The sequence below is a fragment of the Streptomyces sp. H27-H5 genome (assembly GCF_026627505.1).
Classification (GTDB): Bacteria; Actinomycetota; Actinomycetes; order Streptomycetales; family Streptomycetaceae; genus Streptomyces.
Window position 1 is genome coordinate 83,068 of the sequence record NZ_JAPNLK010000007.1, and the last position, 23,604, is coordinate 106,671.

The 23,604-nt window shown below is 72.0% G+C and carries 25 protein-coding genes; 9 read left to right on the plus strand and 16 right to left on the minus strand.

Annotated features, from left to right (window positions below; genetic code table 11):
• Positions 1–3 precede the first annotated feature (3 nt).
• Both OTB19_RS05080 and OTB19_RS05085 read left to right on the plus strand, forming a co-directional pair.
• Positions 4–429 carry a thiol-disulfide oxidoreductase DCC family protein gene (locus tag OTB19_RS05080; RefSeq protein ID WP_267796762.1) on the plus strand — a complete coding sequence of 142 codons (426 nt, stop codon included), beginning with the start codon at positions 4–6 and terminating at the stop codon, positions 427–429.
• Entirely contained in the window at positions 411–1,181 is a 771-nt protein-coding gene (locus OTB19_RS05085) for a TetR family transcriptional regulator (RefSeq protein WP_392899372.1), read from the plus strand. Before OTB19_RS05080 ends, OTB19_RS05085 begins: the two co-directional genes overlap by 19 nt.
• Before the next feature lie 40 nt (positions 1,182–1,221).
• Here OTB19_RS05085 and OTB19_RS05090 read toward each other — a convergent pair whose 3' ends face one another.
• From OTB19_RS05090 to OTB19_RS05100, 3 genes are all read right to left on the minus strand, one after another.
• Positions 1,222–2,784: an ABC transporter substrate-binding protein gene (locus OTB19_RS05090; protein ID WP_267796765.1), complete on the minus strand. Its 1,563-nt coding sequence runs from the start codon at positions 2,782–2,784 to the stop codon at positions 1,222–1,224.
• An 88-nt stretch (positions 2,785–2,872) separates the two neighbouring features.
• On the minus strand, positions 2,873–4,207 hold the full coding sequence (locus tag OTB19_RS05095) for a metallophosphoesterase (RefSeq protein WP_267796766.1): 1,335 nt from the start codon (positions 4,205–4,207) through the stop codon (positions 2,873–2,875).
• Positions 4,204–4,449 carry an SCO4848 family membrane protein gene (locus tag OTB19_RS05100; protein ID WP_267796767.1) on the minus strand — a complete coding sequence of 82 codons (246 nt, stop codon included), beginning with the start codon at positions 4,447–4,449 and terminating at the stop codon, positions 4,204–4,206. Before OTB19_RS05100 ends, OTB19_RS05095 begins: the two co-directional genes overlap by 4 nt.
• Between OTB19_RS05100 and OTB19_RS05105 the strand changes: the two genes are divergently transcribed.
• Together OTB19_RS05105 and OTB19_RS05110 are read left to right on the plus strand one after the other, a co-directional pair.
• A complete protein-coding gene (locus tag OTB19_RS05105; protein ID WP_420716796.1) occupies positions 4,388–5,809 on the plus strand; it encodes a D-alanyl-D-alanine carboxypeptidase in 1,422 nt (473 codons plus the stop codon). The two genes, OTB19_RS05100 and OTB19_RS05105, sit on opposite strands and share 62 nt — an antisense overlap.
• A 288-nt stretch (positions 5,810–6,097) precedes the next feature.
• Positions 6,098–6,310, plus strand: coding sequence for a DUF6243 family protein (locus OTB19_RS05110; protein WP_267796770.1), 213 nt, complete (start codon positions 6,098–6,100; stop codon positions 6,308–6,310).
• Positions 6,311–6,343: 33 nt separating this feature from the next.
• Here OTB19_RS05110 and OTB19_RS05115 read toward each other — a convergent pair whose 3' ends face one another.
• The 4 genes from OTB19_RS05115 to glyA form a co-directional block, all read right to left on the minus strand.
• Positions 6,344–7,375: a YihY/virulence factor BrkB family protein gene (locus OTB19_RS05115; RefSeq protein WP_267796771.1), complete on the minus strand. Its 1,032-nt coding sequence runs from the start codon at positions 7,373–7,375 to the stop codon at positions 6,344–6,346.
• A 157-nt stretch (positions 7,376–7,532) separates the two neighbouring features.
• Positions 7,533–8,129: a 2'-5' RNA ligase family protein gene (locus tag OTB19_RS05120; protein ID WP_267796772.1), complete on the minus strand. Its 597-nt coding sequence runs from the start codon at positions 8,127–8,129 to the stop codon at positions 7,533–7,535.
• Between the two features lie 98 nt (positions 8,130–8,227).
• The gene (gene trpS, locus OTB19_RS05125; protein ID WP_267796773.1) at positions 8,228–9,241 is read right to left on the minus strand and encodes a tryptophan--tRNA ligase; all 1,014 of its coding nucleotides are present in this window, start codon (positions 9,239–9,241) and stop codon (positions 8,228–8,230) included.
• Between the two features lie 241 nt (positions 9,242–9,482).
• Entirely contained in the window at positions 9,483–10,751 is a 1,269-nt protein-coding gene (gene glyA, locus OTB19_RS05130) for a serine hydroxymethyltransferase (RefSeq protein ID WP_267796774.1), read from the minus strand.
• A gap of 235 nt (positions 10,752–10,986) precedes the next feature.
• On the opposite strand from glyA, the gene rocD reads away from it, so the two are divergent.
• The gene (rocD, locus tag OTB19_RS05135; RefSeq protein WP_267796775.1) at positions 10,987–12,192 is read left to right on the plus strand and encodes an ornithine--oxo-acid transaminase; all 1,206 of its coding nucleotides are present in this window, start codon (positions 10,987–10,989) and stop codon (positions 12,190–12,192) included.
• Between the two features lie 15 nt (positions 12,193–12,207).
• On the opposite strand, the gene OTB19_RS05140 is transcribed toward rocD, so the two are convergent.
• Positions 12,208–13,419 (minus strand): glutathionylspermidine synthase family protein, encoded by a 1,212-nt coding sequence (locus tag OTB19_RS05140; RefSeq protein WP_267796776.1) that lies wholly within the window; start codon positions 13,417–13,419, stop codon positions 12,208–12,210.
• A 6-nt stretch (positions 13,420–13,425) separates the two neighbouring features.
• The gene (locus tag OTB19_RS05145; protein WP_267796777.1) at positions 13,426–13,725 is read right to left on the minus strand and encodes a hypothetical protein; all 300 of its coding nucleotides are present in this window, start codon (positions 13,723–13,725) and stop codon (positions 13,426–13,428) included.
• Between the two features lie 125 nt (positions 13,726–13,850).
• Here OTB19_RS05145 and OTB19_RS05150 point away from each other — a divergent pair, with 125 nt between their 5' ends.
• A complete protein-coding gene (locus tag OTB19_RS05150) occupies positions 13,851–14,753 on the plus strand; it encodes a hypothetical protein (protein ID WP_267796779.1) in 903 nt (300 codons plus the stop codon).
• A gap of 19 nt (positions 14,754–14,772) precedes the next feature.
• Here the strand turns inward: OTB19_RS05150 and OTB19_RS05155 are convergent, their stop codons facing one another.
• Positions 14,773–16,173, minus strand: a complete 1,401-nt coding sequence (locus OTB19_RS05155; protein WP_267796781.1) for a PLP-dependent aminotransferase family protein — start codon at positions 16,171–16,173, stop codon at positions 14,773–14,775.
• Between the two features lie 46 nt (positions 16,174–16,219).
• Between OTB19_RS05155 and OTB19_RS05160 the strand changes: the two genes are divergently transcribed.
• Complete coding sequence (locus tag OTB19_RS05160; protein ID WP_053682797.1) at positions 16,220–16,723, plus strand: carboxymuconolactone decarboxylase family protein; 504 nt, start codon at positions 16,220–16,222, stop codon at positions 16,721–16,723.
• An 88-nt stretch (positions 16,724–16,811) separates the two neighbouring features.
• Here the strand turns inward: OTB19_RS05160 and OTB19_RS05165 are convergent, their stop codons facing one another.
• Positions 16,812–17,801, minus strand: coding sequence for a malate dehydrogenase (locus tag OTB19_RS05165; RefSeq protein ID WP_267796782.1), 990 nt, complete (start codon positions 17,799–17,801; stop codon positions 16,812–16,814).
• A gap of 202 nt (positions 17,802–18,003) precedes the next feature.
• Positions 18,004–18,495 (minus strand): short chain dehydrogenase, encoded by a 492-nt coding sequence (locus tag OTB19_RS05170; RefSeq protein WP_267796783.1) that lies wholly within the window; start codon positions 18,493–18,495, stop codon positions 18,004–18,006.
• Between OTB19_RS05170 and OTB19_RS05175 the strand changes: the two genes are divergently transcribed.
• On the plus strand, positions 18,446–18,706 hold the full coding sequence (locus OTB19_RS05175) for a LysR substrate-binding domain-containing protein (protein ID WP_267796828.1): 261 nt from the start codon (positions 18,446–18,448) through the stop codon (positions 18,704–18,706). The two genes, OTB19_RS05170 and OTB19_RS05175, sit on opposite strands and share 50 nt — an antisense overlap.
• A 71-nt stretch (positions 18,707–18,777) precedes the next feature.
• On the opposite strand, the gene OTB19_RS05180 is transcribed toward OTB19_RS05175, so the two are convergent.
• Complete coding sequence (locus OTB19_RS05180) at positions 18,778–19,380, minus strand: DUF3017 domain-containing protein (RefSeq protein ID WP_267796784.1); 603 nt, start codon at positions 19,378–19,380, stop codon at positions 18,778–18,780.
• On the minus strand, positions 19,370–20,230 hold the full coding sequence (locus tag OTB19_RS05185) for a bifunctional methylenetetrahydrofolate dehydrogenase/methenyltetrahydrofolate cyclohydrolase (protein ID WP_267796786.1): 861 nt from the start codon (positions 20,228–20,230) through the stop codon (positions 19,370–19,372). The genes OTB19_RS05180 and OTB19_RS05185 overlap by 11 nt, the downstream gene beginning before the upstream one ends.
• A gap of 231 nt (positions 20,231–20,461) precedes the next feature.
• Between OTB19_RS05185 and OTB19_RS05190 the strand changes: the two genes are divergently transcribed.
• Positions 20,462–21,091: a hypothetical protein gene (locus tag OTB19_RS05190; protein ID WP_420716797.1), complete on the plus strand. Its 630-nt coding sequence runs from the start codon at positions 20,462–20,464 to the stop codon at positions 21,089–21,091.
• Between the two features lie 70 nt (positions 21,092–21,161).
• On the opposite strand, the gene purH is transcribed toward OTB19_RS05190, so the two are convergent.
• Together purH and purN are read right to left on the minus strand one after the other, a co-directional pair.
• Positions 21,162–22,766 (minus strand): bifunctional phosphoribosylaminoimidazolecarboxamide formyltransferase/IMP cyclohydrolase, encoded by a 1,605-nt coding sequence (purH, locus tag OTB19_RS05195; RefSeq protein ID WP_267796787.1) that lies wholly within the window; start codon positions 22,764–22,766, stop codon positions 21,162–21,164.
• Positions 22,763–23,386 carry a phosphoribosylglycinamide formyltransferase gene (gene purN / locus OTB19_RS05200; protein WP_267796788.1) on the minus strand — a complete coding sequence of 208 codons (624 nt, stop codon included), beginning with the start codon at positions 23,384–23,386 and terminating at the stop codon, positions 22,763–22,765. Before purN ends, purH begins: the two co-directional genes overlap by 4 nt.
• Between the last annotated feature and the right edge of the window lie 218 nt (positions 23,387–23,604).

Genomic DNA, 23,604 nt, shown 5'->3' on the forward strand with positions numbered 1-23,604 from the left:
CCGATGACCGAGACGACCGCCCCGACCAAGCACCTGACGGTGCTGTACGACGCCGGTTGCCCGCTCTGCGTCCACATCCGGCACTGGCTGCTGGGACAGCGGTGGCTCACGCCCCTGTGGCTCGTCCCGGCCGGGTCCTACGAGGCCCGGCGCCTGTTCCCCGGTCTCGACCACCAGGAGACGCTCCGCCGGATCACCGTGATCGGCGACCGGGGCCAGGTGTGGACCGACACCGACGCCTTCATCGTGTGCCTGTGGGCCCTGGCCGAGCACCGGCCCAAGGCGAACTGGCTGGCCACCCCGGCCGGCCGGCCCTTCGCCCGGGCGGCGATGCACACCGCGTCCGCCTGGCGATCCGCGGTCCGTACCAACGGCGAAGCGGAGCCCGGGGATGCGGCCTGTGACGACCGATGCGCCGTACCCCGATAAGGTCGGACACCGTGACTGATCAGAAGGCTCCCAAGAGCGAGCAAACCCGCACGCTCATCCTCGAAACCGCGCTCCGACTCTTCCAGGAGCGCGGCTTCGACAAGACGACCATGCGGGTCATCGCCAAGGAGGCGGGGGTCTCGGTCGGCAACGCGTACTACTACTTCGCCTCGAAGGAACACCTGGTCCAGGGGTTCTACGACCGGATCGGCGCCGCACACCAGGCGGCGGTCCGGCCCATCCTGGACAACGAGAGCGACTTGCAGAAGCGGCTCGCGGGCGTACTGACGAGCTGGCTGGACATCGCCGCGCCGTACCACGAGTTCGCCTCGCAGTTCTTCAAGAACGCGGCCGATCCGGAGAGCCCCCTCAGCCCCTTCTCCCCCGAATCGGAACCGGCCCGCAAGGCCGCGATCGACATGCACCGCGAGGTGCTGGCGGGCGCGAAGACGAAGGTGCCGGACGAACTGGCCGACGTGCTGCCGGAGCTGATGTGGCTCTCGCAGATGGGGCTGGTCCTGTACTGGGTCTTCGACCGCTCGCCGGACAGCGAGAAGACCCGCCGGCTCGCCGAGCGCGGCGCGCAGCTGACGACCCGCGGCATCATCCTGGCGCGGTTCCGGGTGCTGCGGCCGCTGGTGCGGGAGGTGCACGAGCTGTTCGCGGACTTCCTGCCCGGCATGGCCCAGACGGCGGTGTCCCGCAAGCGCGCCTCGGACCCCGACCCCGCTCCCGACTCCGGGAAGGGGTAGGGGTCCGACGCCGTTCGGGGCGTCGCCCCGGAACGGGGCGCTACAGCCAGTCGAGGTCCCACAGGCGCCAGACGCCGGTGCCGTCGGAGAGGTACTGCGCGCCGGTGACGGCCTCGCGGGACATCACGTAGTCCTTCTTCTGCCAGATCGGCAGCATCGGGACCTGCTGCGCGACGATCCGCTGGAGCGCGCGGAAGTCGTCCGCCGCCTCGCCCCGGTCGGAGTGCGCCTGCGTACGGGTGATCAGCGCGTCCACGGCCTTGTCGGAGAAGCCGTTGTTCATCGTGGAACCGGCGCCGACGAGGGGCGCGAGGAAGTTGTCCGCGTCGGGGAAGTCGGCGATCCACCCGACGGTGTAAGCGTCGAAGTCCCCGGCCGCGTACCGCTTCTGGAAGTCCTCCCACTTGGCGACCGCCTTGACGTCCACCCGGAAGAGACCGGTGGCCGTGAGCTGCTTGGCGATCGCGTCGGCCTCCGCGAGGTTCGCGCCGCGCTCGTTGGCTCCCAGGCTGATCGGGACGGGGGTGGCGACGCCCGCCGCCTTGAGGATCTTCCTGGCCGTCGCCGTGTTCGGAGCCGGCCAGGTGTCGAAGAACGGCGTGCTGTGCGAGGCGACACCGGCCGGGACCAGGGAGTAGAGCGGGGTCACCGTGCCGTGGTGGACCTCGCTCGCCAACTGCGAGCGGTCCAGGACGGCCGCCACGGCCTGCCGGACGGCCGGCTTCGCCGTGGTGGAACCGGGGCGGACGTTGAAGACGAGGTTGCGGGTCTCGGTGCCCCCGGAGGCCTGGTACCGGGTGTCCTCGAGGCCCGGGTTGAGGGCCGCGAGCACCTCGGGCGGCATGTCCCGGTGGGCGACCTCGATCCGGTGGTCGCGCCACGCCCGGTCGAGCCCGACGGAGTCCGCGAAGTACTTCACCGTGACGGGCGTGCGGGCCGGTTTCGCCTGCCCCGTGTAGGCGGGGTTCGGCTTCAGCTCGGCGCTCTCGCCGGCCGTGTACGCGCCGAGCACGTACGGGCCCGAGCCGTCCACCTTGCCGTCCCGGCGCAGCGCCCCGGCCGGGTACTTCTCCCGGTCGACGATCGACGCGGCGCCCGTGGCGATCTTGAAGGGGAACGTGGCGTCGCGCCCGGACAGGTTGAAGGTGACCGTCCGCCCCTCGGCCTTGACCGACTCCAGGGTGTTGAAGAGCGGCGCCGGGCCCTGCTCGGAGTTGACCTTCTTGATCCGGTCGAAGGAGTGCTTGACGTCCTGCGCCGTGATCGCGCGGCCGTTGGAGAACTTCGCGTCCGGGCGCAGCTCGCACTGGTACGTGGTCAGCTTGCCGCCGATGAACCGGCAGGCGGAGGCCGCGTCCGGGACGGGGGCCTCCGAGCCCGGCTTGACGGTCAGCAGCGACTGGTAGACGTTGCCGAACAGGGCCCAGGAACCGGCGTCGTAGGCACCGGCGGGGTCCAGGTCGGAGACGACGTCGCTCGTCCCGACCCGGATGGCGGTGCCCCGGCCGTTGCCCTCGGCGGGGAGCAGTTGCCAGGCGGCGACACCGCCGCCCGCCGCGAGGACCAGAGCGGCCGCGATCACCTTCGAGCGGACTGACCGCATCCCCTGCACCCCGATATTCGAACCCGGTATCCGACTATCGGGCACTCAATCATGGAAATTCGGCCACGGGAAGACCTGTTATGCCTGGTCAGGCCTGATATGAGGCGAGTTCGACCACGGTGATGTCGGACGGCGCGCCGACGCGAACAGGCGGCCCCCAGGCGCCCGCGCCGCGGGACACGTACAGCTGTGTGTCGCCGTACCGTTCCAGGCCGGCGACGGTCGGGTTGGCGAGCTCGGCGAGGTGATTGCCGGGCCAGAGCTGACCGCCGTGGGTGTGCCCGGACAGTTGGAGGTCGACCCCGTGCCGGACGGCGTCGTGGATGACGATCGGCTGGTGCGCGAGGAGGACGGCGGTCCGGGACCGGTCGCGGTCACCGAGGGCCGCGCGGAAGTCGGGGCCGTGGCCCTCGCTCTCGCCCGCGACGTCGTTGACCCCGGCGAGGTCGAAGTACGGCAGGGCGCGGCGCGCGTTCTCCAGGGGCTGCATCCCCAGTTCCCGGACGTGCTCGACCCACTGCTCGGCCCCCGAGAAGTACTCGTGGTTGCCGGTGACGAAGAACGAGCCGTGCCGGGCCCGGAGGTCGCGCAGCGGTTCGGCGGCCCGCCCCAGGTCGGGCACGCTCCCGTCGACCAGGTCGCCGACGACGGCGATCAGGTCGGGCTGGGTGCCGTTGACGGCGTCGACGACGCGCCGGGTGTGGGCGCTGCCGAGGATCGGCCCGAGGTGGACGTCGCTGACGACGGCGATCCGGAAGCCGTGCGCGGCGCGGGGCAGCTTGGCGAGCGGTACCCGCACCCGCTTCACGCGGGGCCCGCGCAGCACGCCGTACGTCCCGTACCCGACCGTCGCGAGGGCGGCCGCGGCCGCGGCGCCGCCGACGGTCCGCGCGACGAACCGGCGCCGGGTGAGGACGGCGGCGTCGAAGGCGGGTTCGGGGGCGGTGGCGGGATCGGCGGCCGGGGCCCGGTCCGCCGGCGCCGGGGCGGGCGGGTCGGGCTCCGCCGTCGGATCCACCGGGGCGGAGGCCGGGGTGGAGGCCGGGGTGGAGGCATGGGCGGAGGCAGACGCGGGGACCGGGACGGGGGCCGGCCCGGCCCGCGGCGTGACCCGGCGGAGCCAGACGGCCCGGACCACTTCCCCGACGAGCATCGCCAGGGTCAGGTACAGCAGCACCGCCAGCCACATGAACCCCGGCCACGCCACCGCCTGCTGGAGCCGGAACGGCGCCCCGGCGCGCCCGGCGACCAGGGCCGCGACGGCCGTGAGCGGCAGGACGAAGGCCAGGGCGGTCCCCGCCCGGCGCGGCAGACCACCCGGCCGGGTGGTGTCACGGACCAGGCGGACCCACAGCCAGCGGTGGACCAGGGCCAACAGGCCCAATACGGCGAGCGCGACGAGCGCGACCACGATTACGGTCATCGTGATTCACGCCGCAGCGCGCGCACGGAACGCAACCCGATCACACCAATGGCCGTCCCCAGGAGAAAGGACGCCACCGCCAGTCCACAGTGGACCCAGAAGTAAGTCGTAGGGTCACCGGCGGTGTCGAAGGCCAGACCGCTGCCGTTCTTCCACAGGTTCCGGACGAAGGACACCCAGATGATCCAGCTCCACACTCCGAAGGCGAGCAGGAACCAGGAGGCGGTGCGGCTGAGTTTCATGTCCCCAGTATCGGATTCGTCCCCGGGACGGACGCGCCAGGGTGGGCTAGACCGGCGGTGGTTGCGGCGGGTTGGCCGCTCAGCGACGGTGGACAGCACATCGGGTTGTACTTTCACCTGCGTGTATGCCAAGAAGACCGCGCTGACGGTCCTTTCCGCCGCACTGCTGGTCCCCGCGATGTTCGGCGCCCCCGCGCACGCCGCCCCGGCCCCGCCCGCCGACGGGAAGGGGCGCCCGCCGATGGACGGCGGCCCGCCCGCGTCGATGTCCACCGTCGGCGGCACGACGCTCGGCCAACCGGGCACCCAGGTGAACCTGCTGCCGGGCGCGCCCGCACTGCCCACCAATCTCACGGGGCGGTCGTGGATCGTCGCGGACGCGGAGACGGGCGCCGTGCTGGCGGCACACAACGCGCACTGGCGGCTCCCCCCGGCCTCCACCATGAAGATGCTGTTCGCGGACACCGTGCTGCCGAGCCTGCCCAAGGACCAGGTGCACAAGGTCACCGAGCAGGAGATGGACGGCGTCGGCGCGGGGAGCAGCCTGGTCGGGGTGAAGGAGGACCACGAGTACACCGTCCACGACCTGTGGCTCGGCGTGTTCCTCCGGTCGGGGAACGACGCCGTTCACGTGCTTTCGGCCATGAACGGCGGCATCGAGAAGTCCGTCAAGGACATGCAGGCGCACGCGGAGGAGCTCCAGGCCCTCGACACGCACGTGGTGTCCCCGGACGGGTACGACGCGCCGGGGCAGGTCTCCAGCGCCTACGACCTCACCCTGATCGCCCGCTCCGGGCTGCAGAAGGCCGACTTCCGGGAGTACTGCGGCACGGCGAGCGCGAAGTTCCCGGGCCTCCAGGAGGCGGGCAAGCCCCGCGACTACTTCGAGATCCAGAACACCAACCGGCTGATGACGGGTGCGTACGGGCTCTCCCCCTACAAGGGCATCGCCGGCGTCAAGAACGGCAACACCAGCATGGCCGGCTCGACCTTCACCGGCGCGGCCCAGCAGGGCAACAAGAAGCTGCTGGTCACGGTGATGAACCCGGGCTCGGACGGGGCCAACTCGGTGTACGAGGAGACCGCCGCGCTCTTCGACTGGGCTTTCTCGGCCGCCGGGAAGGTGAAGCCGGTCGGTGAGCTGGTGCCGCCCAAGAGCGCCGACACCAAGTCGCACGGCGCCCCCGCCCAGACGCACGAGAAGGAGACGTCGGCGGGCGGCGACGACTCCGGCAGCAGCGGCGTCGGCACCGCGCTCGGCATCGCGGGCGGGGCGCTGGCCGTGCTGGCGGGCGGGGCGTTCGTGGTGAACCGGCGGTGGCCGCGCCGCGGTCGCCGGGGCGACGAGGACCTGGTCTGACGGTCGTCCCCTGACGGCGGGGCGCGGGCGGGACGATCCCTCGCGCCGCCGATGCGCCCGCGGCGGCCCGCCGCCCCTTCCGGGGCCCGCACCGGGCGGGCGGCGGGCGCCCGTGCGGCGAAAGGGTGGTGAGCGGGGCCGACGGAACCGGGTAACGTCTTTGTCATGCTCTACCAGACGCCGATCCACGAGTGAGCGCGTGACGGGCCTCGGCCGGCGTCCTTCGACGTCGCCGCCCGTCCCCCACCGATGAATCCGTAGAGCACTTCACCACGACCGGGAGAACCCGTGACCGTCAGCAAGAACATCAACAACCCCGTGGGTCAGGGCGGCGGCCAGCGCAAGCGGCAGTCGCGCGCCGAACGGCAGAACAACGGCCCGCACCGCAACCTCGACCGCCAGGGTGCGGCCGACCAGAAGGCGGAGCTGGTGCGCAGGATGCGCGAGAAGGCGGGCGTGACCGAGGGCTCCGGAACGGGCGACGACACCGTACAGAGCTGACGCCACCCCCCGCGGGGCCGGCGCGGGCGCGGGTCAGGCGGTGCGCGCGGATCCCGCGGAGGGGCCCGTGTCGCCGCCCTCGTCCCGGCCGCGCCGCGGGGTCTGCTGGGCGGCCGACCGATCCTGCGGGTTCCGGGGGTCCCGCGCATCCTGCGGCCCCTGCGCGTCCTGAGAGTCCTGCGGTTCCTGGGGGTCCTCGACACCGTCGCCGTCCGCGTCGTCGCGGGTCGCCGTCCAGGCGGCGCAGAACAGCAGCAGCTTCGCCGTGAAGTTGATCCAGAGCAGCAGGGCGATCGGCACGCCGAAGGCCCCGTACATGCTCTTCGCGGCGACCTCCCGCATGTAGCCGCTCAGCAGGAGCTTCAGCAGTTCGAAGCCGGCGGCGCCGATGAGGGCGGCCTGGATCAGGCGGCCGCGCGGCGGCTCCACCCCGGGCAGCAGGGTCAGCAGGTACAGCAGGAGCAGGAAGGCGGCGACCACACCGACCGCGAAGGCTCCGGACCTCAGCAGGGCGCCGCCCGCGCCGTCGCGCGGGATGCCGAGCCAGCCGCCGAACTTGCCCACGGCGCTGGATCCGAGGATCGAGGCGGCCGCCGAGCACAGCGCGGCGCCGCCGAGGCCGATGAGCACCAGCGCGTCCTTGCCCTTGCGGGCGATCGGGTTGCCGAGGTCCTCGTCGTCCTTGTCCCACACGGCGCGCAGGCAGTCCCGCATGGCGCCCACCCAGCCGATGCCGGTGAAGAGCAGCAGGGCGCCCGCGACGAGCCCGATGGTGCCCGCGTTGGCGACCAGCGCGTTGAGGTCGAGCTGATCGGAGATGCCGGGGACCTGCTCGGCGAGGCTCTTCTGCAGCCGGTCGAGCTGTTCCTTGCTCAGCAGCGCCGCGCCGACGGCGGCGGCGACGGTGATGAGGGGGAAGAGGGCGAGGAAGCTGATGAAGGTGATCGCGGCGGCCAGCCGGGTCCAGTGCACCCGGTCGAGCCGCTGGTACGACCGCCACGCGTGCGTGCGCATCGCCGCGGCCGCCAGGGGTCCGATCACCGGGAGTTTCGTCAGCCAGTCCATGGGGTCACCGTAAATGAGCTGCCGGAAATAGCCGGGATTGTCGGTTTCGAAGGCTACGGTCGTCGATTGTGACTTTTCGCCCGACGGCTCGCCCGTTTCACGCCCTGGTCCTGCGAAGGCTCAGATTCCGCACGTTCCAGGCCCTGCGGCCGCTTCGCTACGAGCGACGCCCGCGCGTGCCGGCCGCCTCATCGGTGGGTGAGCCCAGTTGTGCCGGAACGCCGGTCGGGCCCGTGCCGAAAGGGTATTCACGCAACTTGCGCCAGACCCCGTCGGAGCCCTGTTCGTAGAGTGCGAAGCCCTCGCACAGCCAGTCGGCGGCGTACCCGGAGAGGGTGGTGAACGCCAGGTCCATCGCCTCTTCGGAGATCCCGTGGGCGACCGTGACGTGCGGGTGGTACGGGAAGGCCAACTCGCGGTCGATCGGCCCGTCCGGGTCCCGGAGCAGGGCCTGGAGGCGGGTGCAGCCGGCGCCTCCCTCGACGAGCCGGACGAAGACGACCGGCGAGAGGGGGCGGAAGGTGCCGGTTCCGGCCAGCCGCATCGCGAAGGCGCGGAACGTCGCCGCGACCTCGGCCAGGTGGGCCTGGATCGCCGGCAGCCGCTCCGCGTCCACCTCGGTGGGCGGCACGAGGGTGACGTGCGTGGGGATGCCGAGCGCGGCGGCGTCCCCGAAGCCGACCCGCAGCTCTTGAAGGCTGCTGCCGTACGGCTCCGGGACCGCGATCGAAACGCCGAGCGTTACGGTCCCCACGTCTGTCTCCTCCGTCTGTCTCGTCCGTCTGTCCCGTGATCGGGTGCTGCCGCCCAGTGTGATGGCAGCACCCCCCGAACCGCCAGGGTCCTTGTCGGTCAGTGCTTGGCGGGCAGGAACCCGAGGCGGTCGTACGCCTGCGCCAGGGTCTCGGCGGCGACCGCGCGCGCCTTCTCCGCGCCCTTGGCCAGCACGGCGTCCAGGGTCTCGGGGTCGTCCAGGTACTCCTGGGTGCGCTTCTTGAAGGGTGTGACGAAATCGACCATCACGCCGGCCAGGTCGGTCTTCAGCGCGCCGTACCCCTTGCCCTCGTACCGGGCCTCCAGCTCGGGGATCGTCTCGCCCGTGAGGGTGGAGTAGATCGTGAGCAGGTTGCTGACGCCGGGCTTCTTCCCGGTGTCGAAGCGGATCTCCGCCTCGGTGTCGGTGACCGCGCTCTTGATCTTCTTCTCGGTGACCTTGGGCTCGTCGAGGAGGTTGACCAGACCCTTGGGCGAGGACGCGGACTTCGACATCTTGATCGCGGGGTCCTGGAGGTCGTAGATCTTCGCGACCTCCTTGACGATGTGCGCGGCGGGCAGCGTGAAGGTCTGACCGAAGCGCGTGTTGAAGCGCTCGGCCAGGTCGCGGGTCAGCTCGATGTGCTGGCGCTGGTCCTCGCCCACGGGGACGGCGTTGGCCTGGTAGAGCAGGATGTCCGCGACCTGGAGGATCGGGTACGTGAACAGGCCGACGGTGGCGTTGTTCGCGCCCTGCTTGGCGGACTTGTCCTTGAACTGGGTCATCCGGCTCGCCTCGCCGAAACCGGTGATGCAGTTCATGACCCAGCCGAGCTGCGCGTGCTCGGGCACGTGGCTCTGGATGAAGAGCGTGCAGCGCTCGGGGTCCAGGCCGGCCGCGAGCAGTTGGGCGGCGGACAGACGGGTGTTCGCGCGCAGTTCCCGGGGATCCTGCGGCATGGTGATCGCGTGCAGGTCGACGACCATGTAGAAGGCGTCGTGCGTTTCCTGGAGGGCGACGTACTGACGAATGGCCCCGAGGTAGTTCCCGAGGTGGAACGAACCGGAGGTGGGCTGGATGCCGGAGAGCGCGCGAGGACGATCAGAAGCCATGGCCCCATTCTCTCAGGTGCGATGGCCGTCTCGGGCCTTGCGCCGGCCGGATCCGGTGCCGGATGAGCGCGGGATCACATCCCGGCCCCGCTCTCGGCGGGCGGTGTCCGGCCGTACCCGCGCGTAGCCGGCCGGCCGGATCCCGCCCGGAGCGAGCGACCGCTTTCCGGCCGGCCGGAAAGCGGAACCCGCGGCGCCGCCCCGGCCGTCGGGGACCGGGGCGGCGCCGCGGGGGACCTGGTCAGGACAGGGGCAGGCCCGGGGCCGGGTGGACCGACATGAGGTCGGTGACCTCGGCGCGGATCACGGACAGGGCCGCCTCGTCGGACGCGGCCGCGGCGTCGACCGCGCGGGAGATCCAGTCCGCCACCACCGGCATGTGGTCCACCGTCAGGCCCCGCGAGGTCAGCGACGGCGTGCCGATCCGGATGCCCGAGGGGTCGAACGGCTTGCGCGGGTCGAACGGGACCGTGTTGTAGTTCACGACGATGCCCGCCCGGTCCAACGCCTTGGCCGCGATCTTGCCCGGGACCCCGCGCGAGGTCAGGTCCATCAGGATCAGGTGGTTGTCCGTGCCGCCCGACACCAGGTCGAAGCCCCGCTCCAGCAGGGCCGTCGCCAGCGCCTTGGCGTTGGCGACGACCGCGTGGGCGTACGCGACGAACGCCGGCTGCGCCGCCTCGTGCAGCGCGACCGCGATGCCGGCCGTCGTCTGGTTGTGCGGGCCGCCCTGGAGACCGGGGAAGACCGCCTTGTCGATGGCCTTCGCGTGCTCCTCGCGGCACATCAGCATCGCGCCGCGCGGACCGCGCAGGGTCTTGTGGGTGGTCGTGGAGATCACGTCCACGTGCCCGGCCGGCGACGGGTGCGCGCCGCCCGCGATCAGGCCGGCGATGTGGGCGACGTCGGCGACGAGGATCGAGCCCGCCTCCTTGGCGATCGACGCGAAGGCCTCGAAGTCGATCGTGCGGGGCAGGGCCGTGCCGCCACAGAACATGATCTTCGGGCGCTCGGCCAGGGCCAGGTCGCGCACCGCGTCGTAGTCGATCAGGCCGGTGTCGGCGGAGACCCCGTACTGCACGCCCCGGAACCAGGAGCCGGTCGCGGACACGCCCCAGCCGTGGGTGAGGTGGCCGCCCATCGGCAGGGCCATGCCCATCACGGTGTCGCCCGGCTTCGCGAAGGCGAGGTACACGGCGAGGTTGGCCGGGGAGCCGGAGTACGGCTGCACGTTGGCGTGGTCGACGCCGAACAGGCCCTTCGCCCGCTCGACGGCCAGTGCCTCGACGCGGTCGATGTTCTGCTGGCCCTCGTAGTAGCGGCGGCCCGGGTAGCCCTCGCTGTACTTGTTCTGCAGGACGGTGCCGGAGGCTTCCAGCACGGCGGCGGACACGTAGTTCTCGCTGGGGATCAGGCGCAGGGTCTCGGCCTGCAGTGCCTCTTCCGCCTCGACGAAGGACGCCAACTCGGGGTCGGTCGCGAAAAGGGCGGGATGGCGGCGCGCGGTCATGGCGGCTCCTCCGGGGTCGATGTCGTCTCTCGTCCCCGCGAGGCCCAGGCGAGCGGCCCTGTGTGCGGTCGTGCGCGCACGACTTCCCCGGAGTCCGTTCTCCGTGCGCCAGTCGCCGTGCGTGGGGCCCACCTTAGCGGGCGCGCCACGAGAAAGGTTTCTCCGTCCACCGTACGAGCGAGGATGGACAGTGACGCCACCCTCGTCACAGGCCTGACGGACGATCGGAGACCCCGTGTCGAATACTGCTGATGCCATCCGCTCCGCCGACGCGCACAGCGCGCACAACTACCACCCCCTGCCCGTCGTCGTCGCGTCGGCGGAGGGCGCGTGGATGACCGATGTGGAGGGCCGCAGGTATCTCGACATGCTCGCCGGATACTCCGCCCTCAACTTCGGTCACGGCAACCGGCGTCTGATCGACGCCGCACGCGCCCAGTTGGAGCGGGTCACGCTGACCTCCCGCGCCTTCCACCACGACCGCTTCGCGGACTTCTGTACCGAACTCGCCGCGCTGTGCGGCAAGGAGATGGTGCTGCCGATGAACACGGGCGCGGAGGCCGTGGAGACGGCGGTGAAGACGGCCCGCAAGTGGGGGTACGAGGTCAAGGGCGTCCCGGACGGCCACGCCAAGATCGTGGTCGCGGCCGACAACTTCCACGGCCGGACCACGACCATCGTGTCCTTCTCCACGGACCACGACGCCCGCGACCACTTCGGCCCCTACACACCGGGCTTCGAGATCGTCCCGTACGGCGATCTCACCGCGCTCTCCCACGCCGTCACGGAGAACACCGTGGCCGTGCTGCTGGAGCCGATCCAGGGCGAGGCGGGGGTCCTCGTGCCGCCCGCCGGCTACCTCCAGGGCGTACGGGAGCTCACCCGCGAGCGGAACGTCCTCTTCCTCGCCGACGAGATCCAGTCGGGCCTGGGCCGCACGGGCAGGACCTTCGCCCTGGAGCACGAGGGCGTCGTCCCCGACATGTACATCCTGGGGAAGGCGCTCGGCGGCGGGGTCGTGCCCGTCTCCGCGGTGGTCGCCGACCGGGACGTGCTCGGCGTGTTCCGGCCGGGCGAACACGGGTCCACCTTCGGCGGCAACCCGCTCGCCTGCGCGGTCGCGCTGGAGGTCATCGCGATGCTCCGCTCCGGCGAGTACCAGCAGCGGGCCGCCGAACTCGGCGACCACCTGCACCACGAGCTGAACCTGCTGGTCGGCGGCGGCGCGGTGACCGCCGTTCGGGGGCGCGGACTGTGGGCGGGCGTCGACATCGACCCGTCGCGCGGCACCGGCCGGGAGATCTCCGAGAAGCTGATGGGGCTCGGGGTGCTGGTGAAGGACACCCACGGATCCACGATCCGCATCGCACCGCCGCTGGTGATCAGCAAGGAGGACCTGGACTGGGGCCTGGACCGGCTGCGGGCGGTGCTGTCGGCCTGACGGGCGCCGCCGGCCTCACGGGCCGGCGGGCTGGAGGATGACGTGGGGCAGGAAGCGGGCGTACTCGTCCGTGACCGGCCCCGCCGATTCCCGGATGCCCAGCCCCGCGGCCTCCTCCTCGACGACCCACGCGCCGAGCACCACCCGGTTGCCGTCGAAGTCGGGCAGCGGGGCCAGGGCCTGGAAGACGTACGTCTCGTCGTCCACCGGGGTGAACGGCTCCCCGTCCTCCCCCGCCTCGTGCAGGGTCACCCCGGCGCCCTCGCGGCCCAGCAGGGGCTTGGCGACGTAGCCGGTGGTGTCCGCGAGCTCGCGCGGGCCGTCGAGGTAGGCGGGCAGCAGGTTCGGGTGTTCGGGGAACAGCTCCCACAGGACCGCCAGCAGCGCCTTGTTGGAGAGCAGCATCTTCCACAGCGGCTCGATCCAGGCCGTGGTGCCGGAGCCGCCGCCGTGGTCGTAGGTGCCCAGCACCTGGGGCCCGAACTCGTCCGTGGCCAGCCACTCCCACGGGTAGAGCTTGAAGATGCCGCGGATGAAGCGGAGCTTCTCGTCGACGAACCGGCCGGAGAGACTGTCCCAGCCGATCTGCTCGACGGACATGGCGACGGTGTCCAGGCCGGCCTGCTCCGCGGTCTCCTGGAGGTAGGCGACCGTCATCAGGTCCTCGCCGAGTTCGTCGGTCTCGGAGTGCGCGAAGTGCACCGGACCGGGCGGCAGCAGTTCGGCCTGCCGGCGCCAGGCGTCGACGAGCCGCTCGTGGAGGGAGTTCCACTGGTCGGCGCCGGGGAACCGCTCCTCCATCCAGAACCACTGCGGGCTCGCCGCCTCCACCAGGGAGGTGGGGGTGTCGGCGTTGTACTCCAGCATCTTGGCCGGGCCGCCGGAGCCGTCGTAGCGCAGGTCGAAGCGGCCGTACAGGGAGGGCTGCTCGGCGCGCCGGCGCCAGGACTCGGCGATGCGGGCGGCCAGTTTCGGGTCGGTGATGCCGAGGTCGGCGAAGCGGTCGTGCTCGACGATGTGGGCCGCCGCCGCGAGGCACATGGCGTGCAGTTCCTCGACGACGTTCTCCAGCGCCTCGACCTCCGGGAGGGAGAACGAGTAGTACGCGCTCTCGTCCCAGTAGGGGCGCAGGGTGTCGTCGGGGTACCGGGTCAGGGGGTAGATCAGCCCCTGCTCCTCGACGGTCCGCTGCCAGTTCGGGCGTGGCTCGATCGTGTGCCGCTCCACCGGGGATCAGCCGCCGCTGGAGCCGGAGTGGCTCTTGCCGATGCCGCCGCGGGTGACGGCGGACTTGTCGAAGCTGCCACCGCCGACCTTGCCGTTGGCGACGCTGCCGCCGTAGTAGTAGGCGCCGGTGCCGCCGCTCTTGCATTCCTTGTTGTTCAGGTGGTTCAGCGTGGAGCGGGAGGCGCACCGCTTGTCGGGCTCGTCGCTGCTGCCGCAGGCGACGAGGGTCGCGGCGAGCAGGCCCATGCCGCCGAGCGCGACGGCGCCCGAGCGCATCCGGCGCCGATTGGTGTTGCTGGTGTCCATGTGAGTTCGCTCCCCCTGGGTGGCGTGCTCCCGACAGACTAGAGCGGGGTGACCGGGGGATGGAATCCAGCCGTCGTCACACCCTTGTCACGACGGTGACCTAGAGTCGGTTCGTGCTTGTTGGGATGATTTGCGCACTCGGTGCGGCGGTCTGTTTCGGTACTGCCTCGGTCCTCCAGGCCATGGCGGCGCGGGCGGCGGAGCCGGGAACCGGGTCCGGCGTGGACGCCGCACTCCTGCTGCGGGCCCTGCGCCAGTGGCGGTACCTGGCGGGGCTCGGCCTGGACGGGGTCGGCTTCGTCCTCCAGATCATCGCCCTGCGGCACATCCCGATCTACGCGGTGGGGGCCGCGCTGGCGGCCAGCCTGGCGGTGACGGCGGTGGTCGCGGCCCGGCTGCTGCGCGTACGGCTGAACCGGAGGGAGTGGGCGGCCGTCGCGGTGGTGAGCGCGGGGCTGCTGATGCTGGGGCTCGCCTCCGGGGAGGAGGGCTCCGGGACCGGTCCGCCCGCCCTGGAGTGGGGGTTGTTGGCGGTGGCGGTCCTGGTGCTGCTGGTGGGGGCGGCGGCCGGTGGCCTGCCGGACCGCTCCCGGCCGCTGGTGCTCGGCTTCGCGGCCGGGACGGGCTTCGGGGTGGTGGAGGTCGCGGTCCGCCTGATCGACGGGGTCTCCTGGTCGGCGCTGACCGACCCGGCCCTGTACGCGCTCCTGCTGGGCGGCGGCGCCGCCTTCCTGCTGCTCACCTCGGCCCTGCAGCGCGGCTCGGTGACGGCCGCCACGGCCGGCATGGTGCTGGGCGAGACGATCGGGCCGGCGGTGGTGGGGGTGGTGTGGCTCGGGGACCGCACCCGCGAGGGGCTCGCCTGGTTGGCGGTGCTCGGTTTCGTCGTGGCCGTGGCAGGTTCGCTGGCCCTGGCCCGCTTCGGCGAACCCCCGGCGGACCCGGCGGACTCCACTGACCCGGCGGACCCCGCGGACCCGGCGGACCCCGCGGACCCCGCCGGTCCGGTGGCCGGTCCGGTTCCCTGACCCGCGCCCCACGCGCCTCCTACGGGAGGGCCGCCTCCAACGCCGCCAGCGCGCCCGACCACGCGCTCTCCGACGGGGTCCCGTACCCGAGCACCACCGCGTCCCGCGCGGGCATGGCCGAATCCGGGTGCCGGAAGCGGGACAGCCCCTCCAAGGCCAGGTCGTGCCAGGGCGCCGCCTGGATCAGGGGGCGTTCGGTGCCGGCCGGGAGGTCGAGCACCGCGTGCAGGCCCGCCGCGATGCCGGAGACGGTCACCGCCGTCCGCGGGGCCAGGGCCTCCACCAGGGCGTCGCGCCGGCGCCGGTAGCGCAGCCGCATGCTCCGGACGTGCCGGTCGTACGCCCCGGACCGGATGAACTCCGCCAGCGTCAACTGGTCCGGCGCGCCCGACATCCAGTCGGTGTGGCCCTTCGCCGCCAGTACCTCGTCCACCAGCCCGGCCGGCACCACCATCCAGCCCGTGCGCAGCCCCGGCGCCAGCGACTTGCTCGCGGTGCCGAGGTACACGACGCGGTCCGGGTCCAGTCCCTGGAGCGCCCCGACCGGCTGGCGGTCGTAGCGGAACTCCCCGTCGTAGTCGTCCTCCAGGATGAGCCCGCCCGTGGTCCTGGCCCAGTCCACGGCCGCCGCCCGCCGTGCCGGGGTCAGCGCGACACCCGTCGGGAACTGGTGCGCCGGCGTGAGGAGCACCGCCCCCGACGTCGACGTCAGGTCCTCCGTACGGGCGCCCGCGCCGTCCAGCCACAAGGGGCGGGTCCGCAGCCCGGCCCCGGTGAGCAGGTCCCGGTGCACGTCGAGGCTCCACCCCTCCACGGCCACCTCGCGGACCCGGCGCGCCCGCAGCACCCGGGCGAGCAGCGACAGCCCGTGCACGAACCCGGCGCACAGCACGATCCGGTCGGGATCGGCGTCCACCCCCCGGGCGCGGGCCAGGTAGTCGGCCAGCGCCTCGCGCAGCTCGATCCGGCCGCGCGCGTCCGCGGCGTACCCGAAGGCGTCGTTCGGGGCGGCCGCGAGGGCCCGCCGGGCCGCCGCCGACCAGGCGGTGCGCGGGAAACTGCCGAGGTCCGGGGAGCCCGGCTTGAAGCTGTACGCGGGCCCCCGCCGGGCCGGTGGCCGGACCCGGGCGGCCCGCGCGGGATGGCGCGGCACGGCCCGTTCAGCCACCCTGGTGCCCGAGCCGTGACGGGCGGTCAGCCAGCCCTCGGCGACGAGTTCGCCGTACGCCTCGGCGACCGTGTTGCGGGCGATGCCGAGGTCGACGGCCAGGGACCGGGAGGAGGGCAGTCGGGTTCCCGGGGCGAGTCGACCGCTGCGCGCGGCCTCGCGCAGCGCCTCGGTGAGTCCGGCTCTCAGCCCGCGCCCGGCGGTGAGGTCGAGATGCAGGTCGGCGCCGAAAGTGGCCCGGGATTCCGTCATGGGAATGGACCATATCGGCGGGCCGCCGGCCTCCTACGGTGGAGACATGACGACGACGAACGAAACCCCCGCGTACGCCCCCGAGCACCCCGCCCGCCTGCAGTGGGCGAAGCTGGTCCCCGACGTCTACAAGGCCCTGGTGTCCCTGGAGGTCGCCGCCCGCAAGGGCCTGGACCCGACGCTGGTCGAGCTGGTCAAGGTGCGCGCCTCGCAGATCAACCACTGCGCGTTCTGCCTGGACATGCACACCAAGGACGCGTTGGCCGCCGGCGAGAGCGTCGAGCGTCTGATCCAGCTCGGCGCCTGGGAGGAGTCCCGGCACTTCTACACCGAGCGGGAGTTGGCGGCGATCGAGCTGACCGAGGCGGTGACCGTCCTGACGGACGGGTTCGTCCCGGACGCGGTCTACGGGAAGGCCGCCGAGCTGTTCGACGAGACCGAACTGGCCCAGTTGATCGCCGTGATCACGGCGATCAACGCCTGGAACCGGTTCGGCGTGACCTGCCGCCTCGCGCCGGGGCACTACACGCCGGGCATGTTCAAGCACTGAGCCCGCCGGTCGCGGCCCGGCGCCGGATCCACGCCAAAGCGCCCCGGCCTGGTGTGGCCGGGGCGCTTTGGCGTGCGTACGGGTTCGATCAGATCAGGCCGAGCTCGCGCACCGCGTCGCGCTCCTCGACGAGCTCCGCCACGGACGCGTCGATGCGCGCACGGGAGAACTCGTTGATGTCCAGGCCCTGGACGATCTCGTACTTGCCGTCCTTGGTGGTGACGGGGAAGGACGAGATGATGCCCTCGGGGACGCCGTAGGAGCCGTCCGACGGGATGCCCATCGAGGTCCAGTCGCCCGCGGCGGTGCCGTTGACCCAGGTGTGCACGTGGTCGATGGCGGCGTTGGCGGCCGAGGCGGCCGAGGACGCGCCACGCGCCTCGATGATCGCGGCGCCGCGCTTGGCGACGGTCGGGATGAAGGTGTCGGCCAGCCACTGCTCGTCGCTGACGACCTCGGCGGCGTTCTTGCCGGCGATCTCCGCGTGGAAGATGTCCGGGTACTGGGTCGCCGAGTGGTTGCCCCAGATGGTCAGGCGCTTGATGTCGGAGACGGCGGCGCCGGTCTTGGCGGCCAGCTGCGAGATCGCTCGGTTGTGGTCCAGGCGGGTCATCGCGGTGAAGCGCTCGGCCGGTACGTCCGGGGCGGCGGCCTGCGCGATGAGCGCGTTGGTGTTGGCCGGGTTGCCCACGACCAGGACCTTGATGTCGTCCGCGGCGTGCGCGTTGATCGCGGCGCCCTGCGGCTTGAAGATGCCGCCGTTGGCGGAGAGCAGGTCACCGCGCTCCATGCCCTTGGTACGCGGGCGGGCGCCCACGAGCAGCGCGACGTTCGCACCCTCGAAGCCCTTGTTCGGGTCGTCGAAGATGTCGATGCCGGCGAGCAGCGGGAAGGCGCAGTCGTCAAGCTCCATGGCGGTGCCCTCAGCGGCCTTCATGCCCTGCGGGATCTCCAGGAGGCGGAGCCTGACCGGCACGTCCGCGCCGAGGAGGTGACCGGACGCGATGCGGAAGAGCAGCGCGTAGCCGATCTGTCCGGCGGCGCCGGTGACGGTGACATTCACGGGAGTGCGGGTCATGGCCTTCTCCGTTAGACAGCTGGCGATGGGGCGTCCCTGCCCCCTGTGCTGGGAGGACGCCGCTCCCCGACCCTGTACATCTTGACGTGAAGAGACATCCGTCGATCAGGCTATCCGACCCGGGGGGCGCCCAACCCCCGGGTCCGTGTGGTGCAGGGCACACGGACCCGGGCGTTCGAAGGCGGCGGCGAGGACGGGGCCCTCATTCCACCCGGAAGACCTCGCCGGTGCGGTGCCCTTCCACGGACGTGACGTAGGCGTGCGCGGCGCGCGCCACCGGGACGGCGTCGAAGCCCGCGAACGTGTCCCCGTACGCGTCGAGGGACTCGACGAACACGGTCGGACTGACCGCGTTGATCCGCTGCCGGCCCGGCAGTTCGATGGCGGCCGCCTTCACGAAGGCCTCGACCGCGCCGTTGACGAGGGAGGCGACCGAGCCGGTCAGCAGGGGTTCGCGGGCCAGGATCCCGGTGATCAGCGTGTACGGGGCGTGCGCGGGCAGCCGCGCCGCTCCCTGGCGGACCAGCTCGATCCGGCTGACGGCCTTGCCTTCAAGGCCGTCGCGCACGTCCTGCGCGGTCAGCTCGCCCAGGGGGCGCCACGGGACGCTGCCCGCCTGCCGGAACGCCGGTTTCCCCCCGCACATCGCGCACGAGTGCGCCGACCTGCGGGCCGGGCTGTCGCTGGTGGCCACCGGTCGGACGGTGTCGATCCTGCCGAGGCTGCTGTGCGACGCCCCGCCGCCCGGCGTCGCCGTGGTGGAGCTGCCGGGCCGGGGCCGGACCCTGGACGCGGTGGTCCGGGCGGGCACCGAGGCCCAGCCGGCCGTCGCGGCGGTGCTGGCGTGCCTGACCGGGCGGGGCGCGCCGAGCGGCGTACGCGCGCCGCTCGGCGGCCGCATCTGACGGGGCGGTCTCCGGCCTGATCCCAAAGACAGGACCTGAGACAGGAGCTGAACCAGGACCTGAGACAGGCCCTAGCGGACGGTGAAGCGGACCACGTCCGTCAGGAAGGGGATCTCCAGCCACGCCTTGGGCGCCTGCACGACCAGCGCGAGCAACGTGATCGACACGCCCAGCAGGCCGTACGTGACCATGTCCGTGAACCGGGACCGCACGGCGAGCATCCCCACCGACGGCAGGATCCGGCGCATCACCGCGCCCGCGATCAGCGCGGCCCCGATGATCAGGCAGCCGATGCGGGGGAATCCGATCGCCGTGGTGAGCAGCCCGATCGCGGTGGCGGCCAACACGCTGAGCATCGGCCACTGACGCGCCGGGGCGGGCGCGCCCCCGGGCGCGGCCCGGCCGCCGCCCTCGGGGCGGGCGGTGTCCCGGGTGACGGAGGGGAAGCGCCGGGACTTCGCCGCCGCCTCCGACCCGTCGCCGTCGACCTCGTCCGCATCACTCTCGCCGCTCCCGTCGCTCTCGTCACCGGCGGCCACCGCCTCGTCCGCCTCGTTCTCGACGGGGGGCGGCTGCGGCTGCCGCCCCTTCGTCGGCTCGACGGCGTCCTCGGGCGCCCGCGGCGCCGGGGCCTCCGCCGGTTCCGCCGGTTCCGTGTCGCGCTCAGCCCGCACTGGTCGTCCGCTCCGCCGCCTCGACGACGTTGACGAGCAGCTGGGCGCGGGTCATCGGGCCGACACCGCCCGGGTTCGGCGAGATCCAGCCGGCCACCTCGGCGACACCGGGGTGCACGTCGCCGACGATCTTCCCGCTCTCGTCGCGGCTCACGCCGACGTCGAGGACGGCCGCGCCCGGCTTCACGTCCTCCGGCTTGACCAGGTGCGGGACACCGGCCGCCGCCACGACGATGTCGGCCTGGCGCAGCAGCCCGGACAGGTCGCGCGTGCCGGTGTGGCACAGGGTCACGGTCGCGTTCTCGGACTTGCGGGTCAGGAGCAGGCCGATCGAGCGGCCCACGGTGATGCCACGACCCAGGACCACGACGTGCGCGCCGTTGATCTCGACACCGTGGTGGCGGAGCAGTTCGACGATCCCGTACGGGGTGCAGGGCAGCGGGCCCGGCTCGTTCAGCACCAGCCGGCCGAGCGACATGGGGTGCAGGCCGTCGGCGTCCTTGGTCGGGTCCATCAGTTCCAGCACGCGGTTGGTGTCGATGCCCTTGGGGAGCGGGAGTTGGACGATGTAGCCGGTGCACTCGGGGTTGGCGTTGAGTTCCCGCACGACCTCCTCGATGTCCTCCTGGGAGGCCGTCGCGGGCAGTTCGCGCTGGATGGAGGCGATGCCGACCTCGGCGCAGTCCTTGTGCTTGCCGTTGACGTACCAGCGGCTGCCCGGATCGTCACCGACCAGCAGGGTGCCGAGGCCTGGGGTGATGCCCCGGGCCTTCAGCGCCGCCACGCGGGCGGTCAGTTCGGACTTGATCGCGGCTGCGGTGGCCTTGCCATCGAGAATCTGGGCGGTCATGCCCCCCATCCTCCCGGATGGAGTGGCCCGGGTTCCAGTCAAGGGCTCTCCGGTGGACCGTCGGTTGCACGCGGGTGACGTGCTTCATTGCACTTGCACAACAAGTGGCACGCCGTTCGCGCCCTGGCTGGACAACGCGGGGTCGGCCGGACCACGATGACGGGCAATGAGTGCCGCGGGCAGTGCCGGGGGGCGGACCGCAGAGAAGTGCAGAGTTCCTCCGATAGTGCCGTGCGTCCCCGCACTTCCACGGAGGAACACCCCAAGATGAGCTTCGGCGACCCGAACAACCCGTACGGACAGCAGCAGCAGCAGCCGCAGGGCCAGCCCGGCTACGGCTACCCGCAGCAGGCCCCGCAGGGCGTCCCGCCCCAGGGCGGCTACGGATACCCGGGCGGCGCCCCGGCCTACCCGGGCGGTTACCCGGGCGTTCCGCAGACGATGCCCGGTGGCGTGAAGGCCGCCCGCGTCATGCTGTACGTGATCGCCGGTCTCCAGGTCGTCGGCGTCGGCGTGCTCTTCGCCGCCCTCGCCCTGATCGAGCGGCTGAAGCAGGAGCCCGACCTCCAGGGCAACGCGCAGTTCGAGGACATGGCCAAGCTGGGCTCCGGCGTGCTGTACGGGCTCATCGCCCTGGCCGTGGTCTACCTGGTCGCGTCCATCGTGCTGGCCATCCAGTGCGGCAAGGGCGGCAACGGTGCCCGCATCGGCATCATGGTCTACGCCGGTCTGGGCATCGTCCTGAGCCTGTACCCGTTCTTCCCGCTCAGCCTCGTGCACCTGGTGCTGCTGATCCTCGTCATCGTGTTCGTCGCCAAGTCCGACGGCTCGGCCTGGTTCAACCGTCAGCGCAACGTCTGACGCACACCGCACGACGAAGGCCGCGCCCCTTTCCGGGGCGCGGCCTTCGTCGTGTGCGGACGGGGTCCGGTCAGTGGAAGAAGTGACGGGTACCGGTGAAGTACATCGTCACGCCCGCGGCCTTGGCGGCCTCGATGACCAGCTCGTCACGCATCGAACCGCCCGGCTGGACCACGGCCTTGATGCCCGCGGCGGTCAGGATCTCCAGCCCGTCGGGGAAGGGGAAGAAGGCGTCGGACGCGGCGTACGAGCCCCGCGCGCGCTCGGCGCCCGCCCGCTCGACGGCGAGCTTCGCGGAGTCGACGCGGTTGACCTGCCCCATGCCGACGCCGACGGAGGCGCCGTCCTTGGCGAGCAGGATCGCGTTGGACTTGACGGCGCGGCAGGCCTTCCACGCGAAGGACAGCTCGGCGAGCTCGTCGGCGGAGAGGGCCTCGCCGGTGGCGAGGGTCCAGTTCGCCGGGTCGTCACCCTCGGCTCGGCCCGCGCCCTCGGCGAACGTGTCGCTCTGCTGGAGCAGCGCGCCGCCGGAGATCAGCTTGAGGTCCCCGGGCTGGTGCGGGGAGCCGGCCACCTTCAGGATCCGGATGTTCTTCTTCTTCGCCAGGATCTCCACCGCGCCGGCCTCGTAGTCGGGGGCGGCGATGACCTCGGTGAAGATCTCCGCGACCTGCTCGGCGAGCTCGACGGTCACCGGGCGGTTGACGGCGATGACGCCGCCGAAGGCGGACAGCGGGTCGCAGGCGTGCGCCTTGCGGTGGGCCGCGGCCACGTCCTTGTCGACGGCGATGCCGCACGGGTTGGCGTGCTTGATGATCGCGACGCAGGGCTCTTCGTGGTCGTGGGCGGCGCGGCGCGCGGCCTCGGTGTCCACGTAGTTGTTGAAGGACATCTCCTTGCCGTGCAGCTGCTCGGCGTTGGCGAGCCCGCCCGGCTGACCGTCGGTGTAGAGGGCGGCGGCCTGGTGGGGGTTCTCGCCGTAGCGCAGGGTCGACTTGCGCTCCCAGGCCTCGGCCAGGAACTCGGGCAGGACGGCCTCGGGCTCCGGGGCGTAGGCGTTGGTGAACCAGGAGGCGACGGCCACGTCGTAGGCCGCGGTGTGCTGGAACGCCTCGGCCGCGAGCCGCTTGCGGGCGGTCAGGTCGAAGCCGCCGCCCCGGGCCGCGGTGAGGACGTCGGCGTAACGCTCGGGGCTGGTGACCACGGCGACCGACGGGTGGTTCTTGGCGGCCGCGCGGACCATCGACGGACCGCCGATGTCGATCTGCTCGACGCACTCGTCCGGGGTCGCGCCCGACTGGACGGTCGCCAGGAAGGGGTAGAGGTTGACGATCACCAGGTCGAACGGCTCGACGCCCAGCTCGGCCAGCTGGTTGCGGTGGTCCTCCAGCCGCAGGTCGGCGAGGATGCCGGCGTGCACGCGCGGGTGCAGGGTCTTGACGCGGCCGTCGAGGCACTCGGGGAAGCCGGTGAGCTCCTCGACCTTGGTGACGGGCACCCCGGCCGCGGCGATCTTCGAGGCGGTGGAGCCGGTCGAGACGAGCGCGACGCCCGCCTCGTGCAGGCCGCGGGCCAGGTCTTCCAGTCCCGTCTTGTCGTAGACGCTGATGAGCGCACGACGGATCGGCCGCTGGGTCGTGGTCGGGTCGTTGCTGCTGCTGTCTGCGGCGGTCACTGGATTGTTACCTTTCGTCCCTCAATGCGATAGCCGTGCCGGGCCAGGCGCCCCACGACGTCGACGAGCAGCGTGCGCTCGACTTCCTTGATGCGCTCATGGAGAGCGGCTTCGTCTTCCCCGTCCCGGATCTCGACGACACCCTGGGCGATGATCGGACCGGTGTCCACGCCGCCGTCCACGAAGTGGACCGTGCAGCCGGTGACCTTCGCGCCGTAGGCGAGGGCGTCGCGCACGCCGTGCGCGCCCGGGAACGCGGGGAGCAGCGCGGGATGGGTGTTGATGAACCGGCCGCCGAAGCGGTCGACGAACTCCCGGCCCACGATCTTCATGAACCCGGCGGAGACCACCAGGTCGGGCGCGTGGGCGGCGGTCGCCTCGGTGAGGGCGACGTCCCACTCCGCGCGGGTGGCGTACGCCTTGACCGGGCACACGAAGGTGGGGATGCCGGCCTTCTCGGCACGCTCCAACCCGGTGATGCCGTCTCGGTCGGCCCCGACGGCGACCACGCGGGCACCGAAACCCTCGGGGCCTTCGGGGTGGGCGTCGATGGCGTCGAGCAGGGCCTGGAGGTTGGTGCCGGACCCTGAGACCAGCACGACCAGGCGGGAGGCGGCCATGTACGGCCCTTTCTCACGTGAATACGGCGTTCGTCTTGTGCGATCGCATGAAACTACGGGGCACCGGTATACGGGGAACCATACGAAGCCACCGACCGCCTGCAACGATACCGGCACACGGGACCGCCCCCGAGGGACGGGGGGACGGCCGGGCGGTAGCGTCTGGCATACAAGCCACAAACGACGCGGCGCGACGCCTTGGGCCGCATGACAGCAGG

What these genes read in the sequence shown, in the direction of transcription:
- OTB19_RS05080 (WP_267796762.1), top strand. Translation starts at nt 4, where the DNA reads ATGACCGAGACGACCGCCCCGACCAAGCACCTGACGGTGCTGTACGAC.
- OTB19_RS05085 (WP_392899372.1), top strand. Translation starts at nt 411, where the DNA reads ATGCGCCGTACCCCGATAAGGTCGGACACCGTGACTGATCAGAAGGCT.
- OTB19_RS05090 (WP_267796765.1), bottom strand. Translation starts at nt 2,784, where the DNA reads ATGCGGTCAGTCCGCTCGAAGGTGATCGCGGCCGCTCTGGTCCTCGCG.
- OTB19_RS05095 (WP_267796766.1), bottom strand. Translation starts at nt 4,207, where the DNA reads ATGACCGTAATCGTGGTCGCGCTCGTCGCGCTCGCCGTATTGGGCCTG.
- OTB19_RS05105 (WP_420716796.1), top strand. Translation starts at nt 4,388, where the DNA reads ATGATCCAGCTCCACACTCCGAAGGCGAGCAGGAACCAGGAGGCGGTG.
- OTB19_RS05100 (WP_267796767.1), bottom strand. Translation starts at nt 4,449, where the DNA reads ATGAAACTCAGCCGCACCGCCTCCTGGTTCCTGCTCGCCTTCGGAGTG.
- OTB19_RS05115 (WP_267796771.1), bottom strand. Translation starts at nt 7,375, where the DNA reads ATGGACTGGCTGACGAAACTCCCGGTGATCGGACCCCTGGCGGCCGCG.
- trpS (WP_267796773.1), bottom strand. Translation starts at nt 9,241, where the DNA reads ATGGCTTCTGATCGTCCTCGCGCGCTCTCCGGCATCCAGCCCACCTCC.
- glyA (WP_267796774.1), bottom strand. Translation starts at nt 10,751, where the DNA reads ATGACCGCGCGCCGCCATCCCGCCCTTTTCGCGACCGACCCCGAGTTG.
- OTB19_RS05145 (WP_267796777.1), bottom strand. Translation starts at nt 13,725, where the DNA reads ATGGACACCAGCAACACCAATCGGCGCCGGATGCGCTCGGGCGCCGTC.
- OTB19_RS05150 (WP_267796779.1), top strand. Translation starts at nt 13,851, where the DNA reads ATGATTTGCGCACTCGGTGCGGCGGTCTGTTTCGGTACTGCCTCGGTC.
- OTB19_RS05155 (WP_267796781.1), bottom strand. Translation starts at nt 16,173, where the DNA reads ATGACGGAATCCCGGGCCACTTTCGGCGCCGACCTGCATCTCGACCTC.
- OTB19_RS05160 (WP_053682797.1), top strand. Translation starts at nt 16,220, where the DNA reads ATGACGACGACGAACGAAACCCCCGCGTACGCCCCCGAGCACCCCGCC.
- OTB19_RS05165 (WP_267796782.1), bottom strand. Translation starts at nt 17,801, where the DNA reads ATGACCCGCACTCCCGTGAATGTCACCGTCACCGGCGCCGCCGGACAG.
- OTB19_RS05185 (WP_267796786.1), bottom strand. Translation starts at nt 20,230, where the DNA reads ATGACCGCCCAGATTCTCGATGGCAAGGCCACCGCAGCCGCGATCAAG.
- purN (WP_267796788.1), bottom strand. Translation starts at nt 23,386, where the DNA reads ATGGCCGCCTCCCGCCTGGTCGTGCTGGTCTCAGGGTCCGGCACCAAC.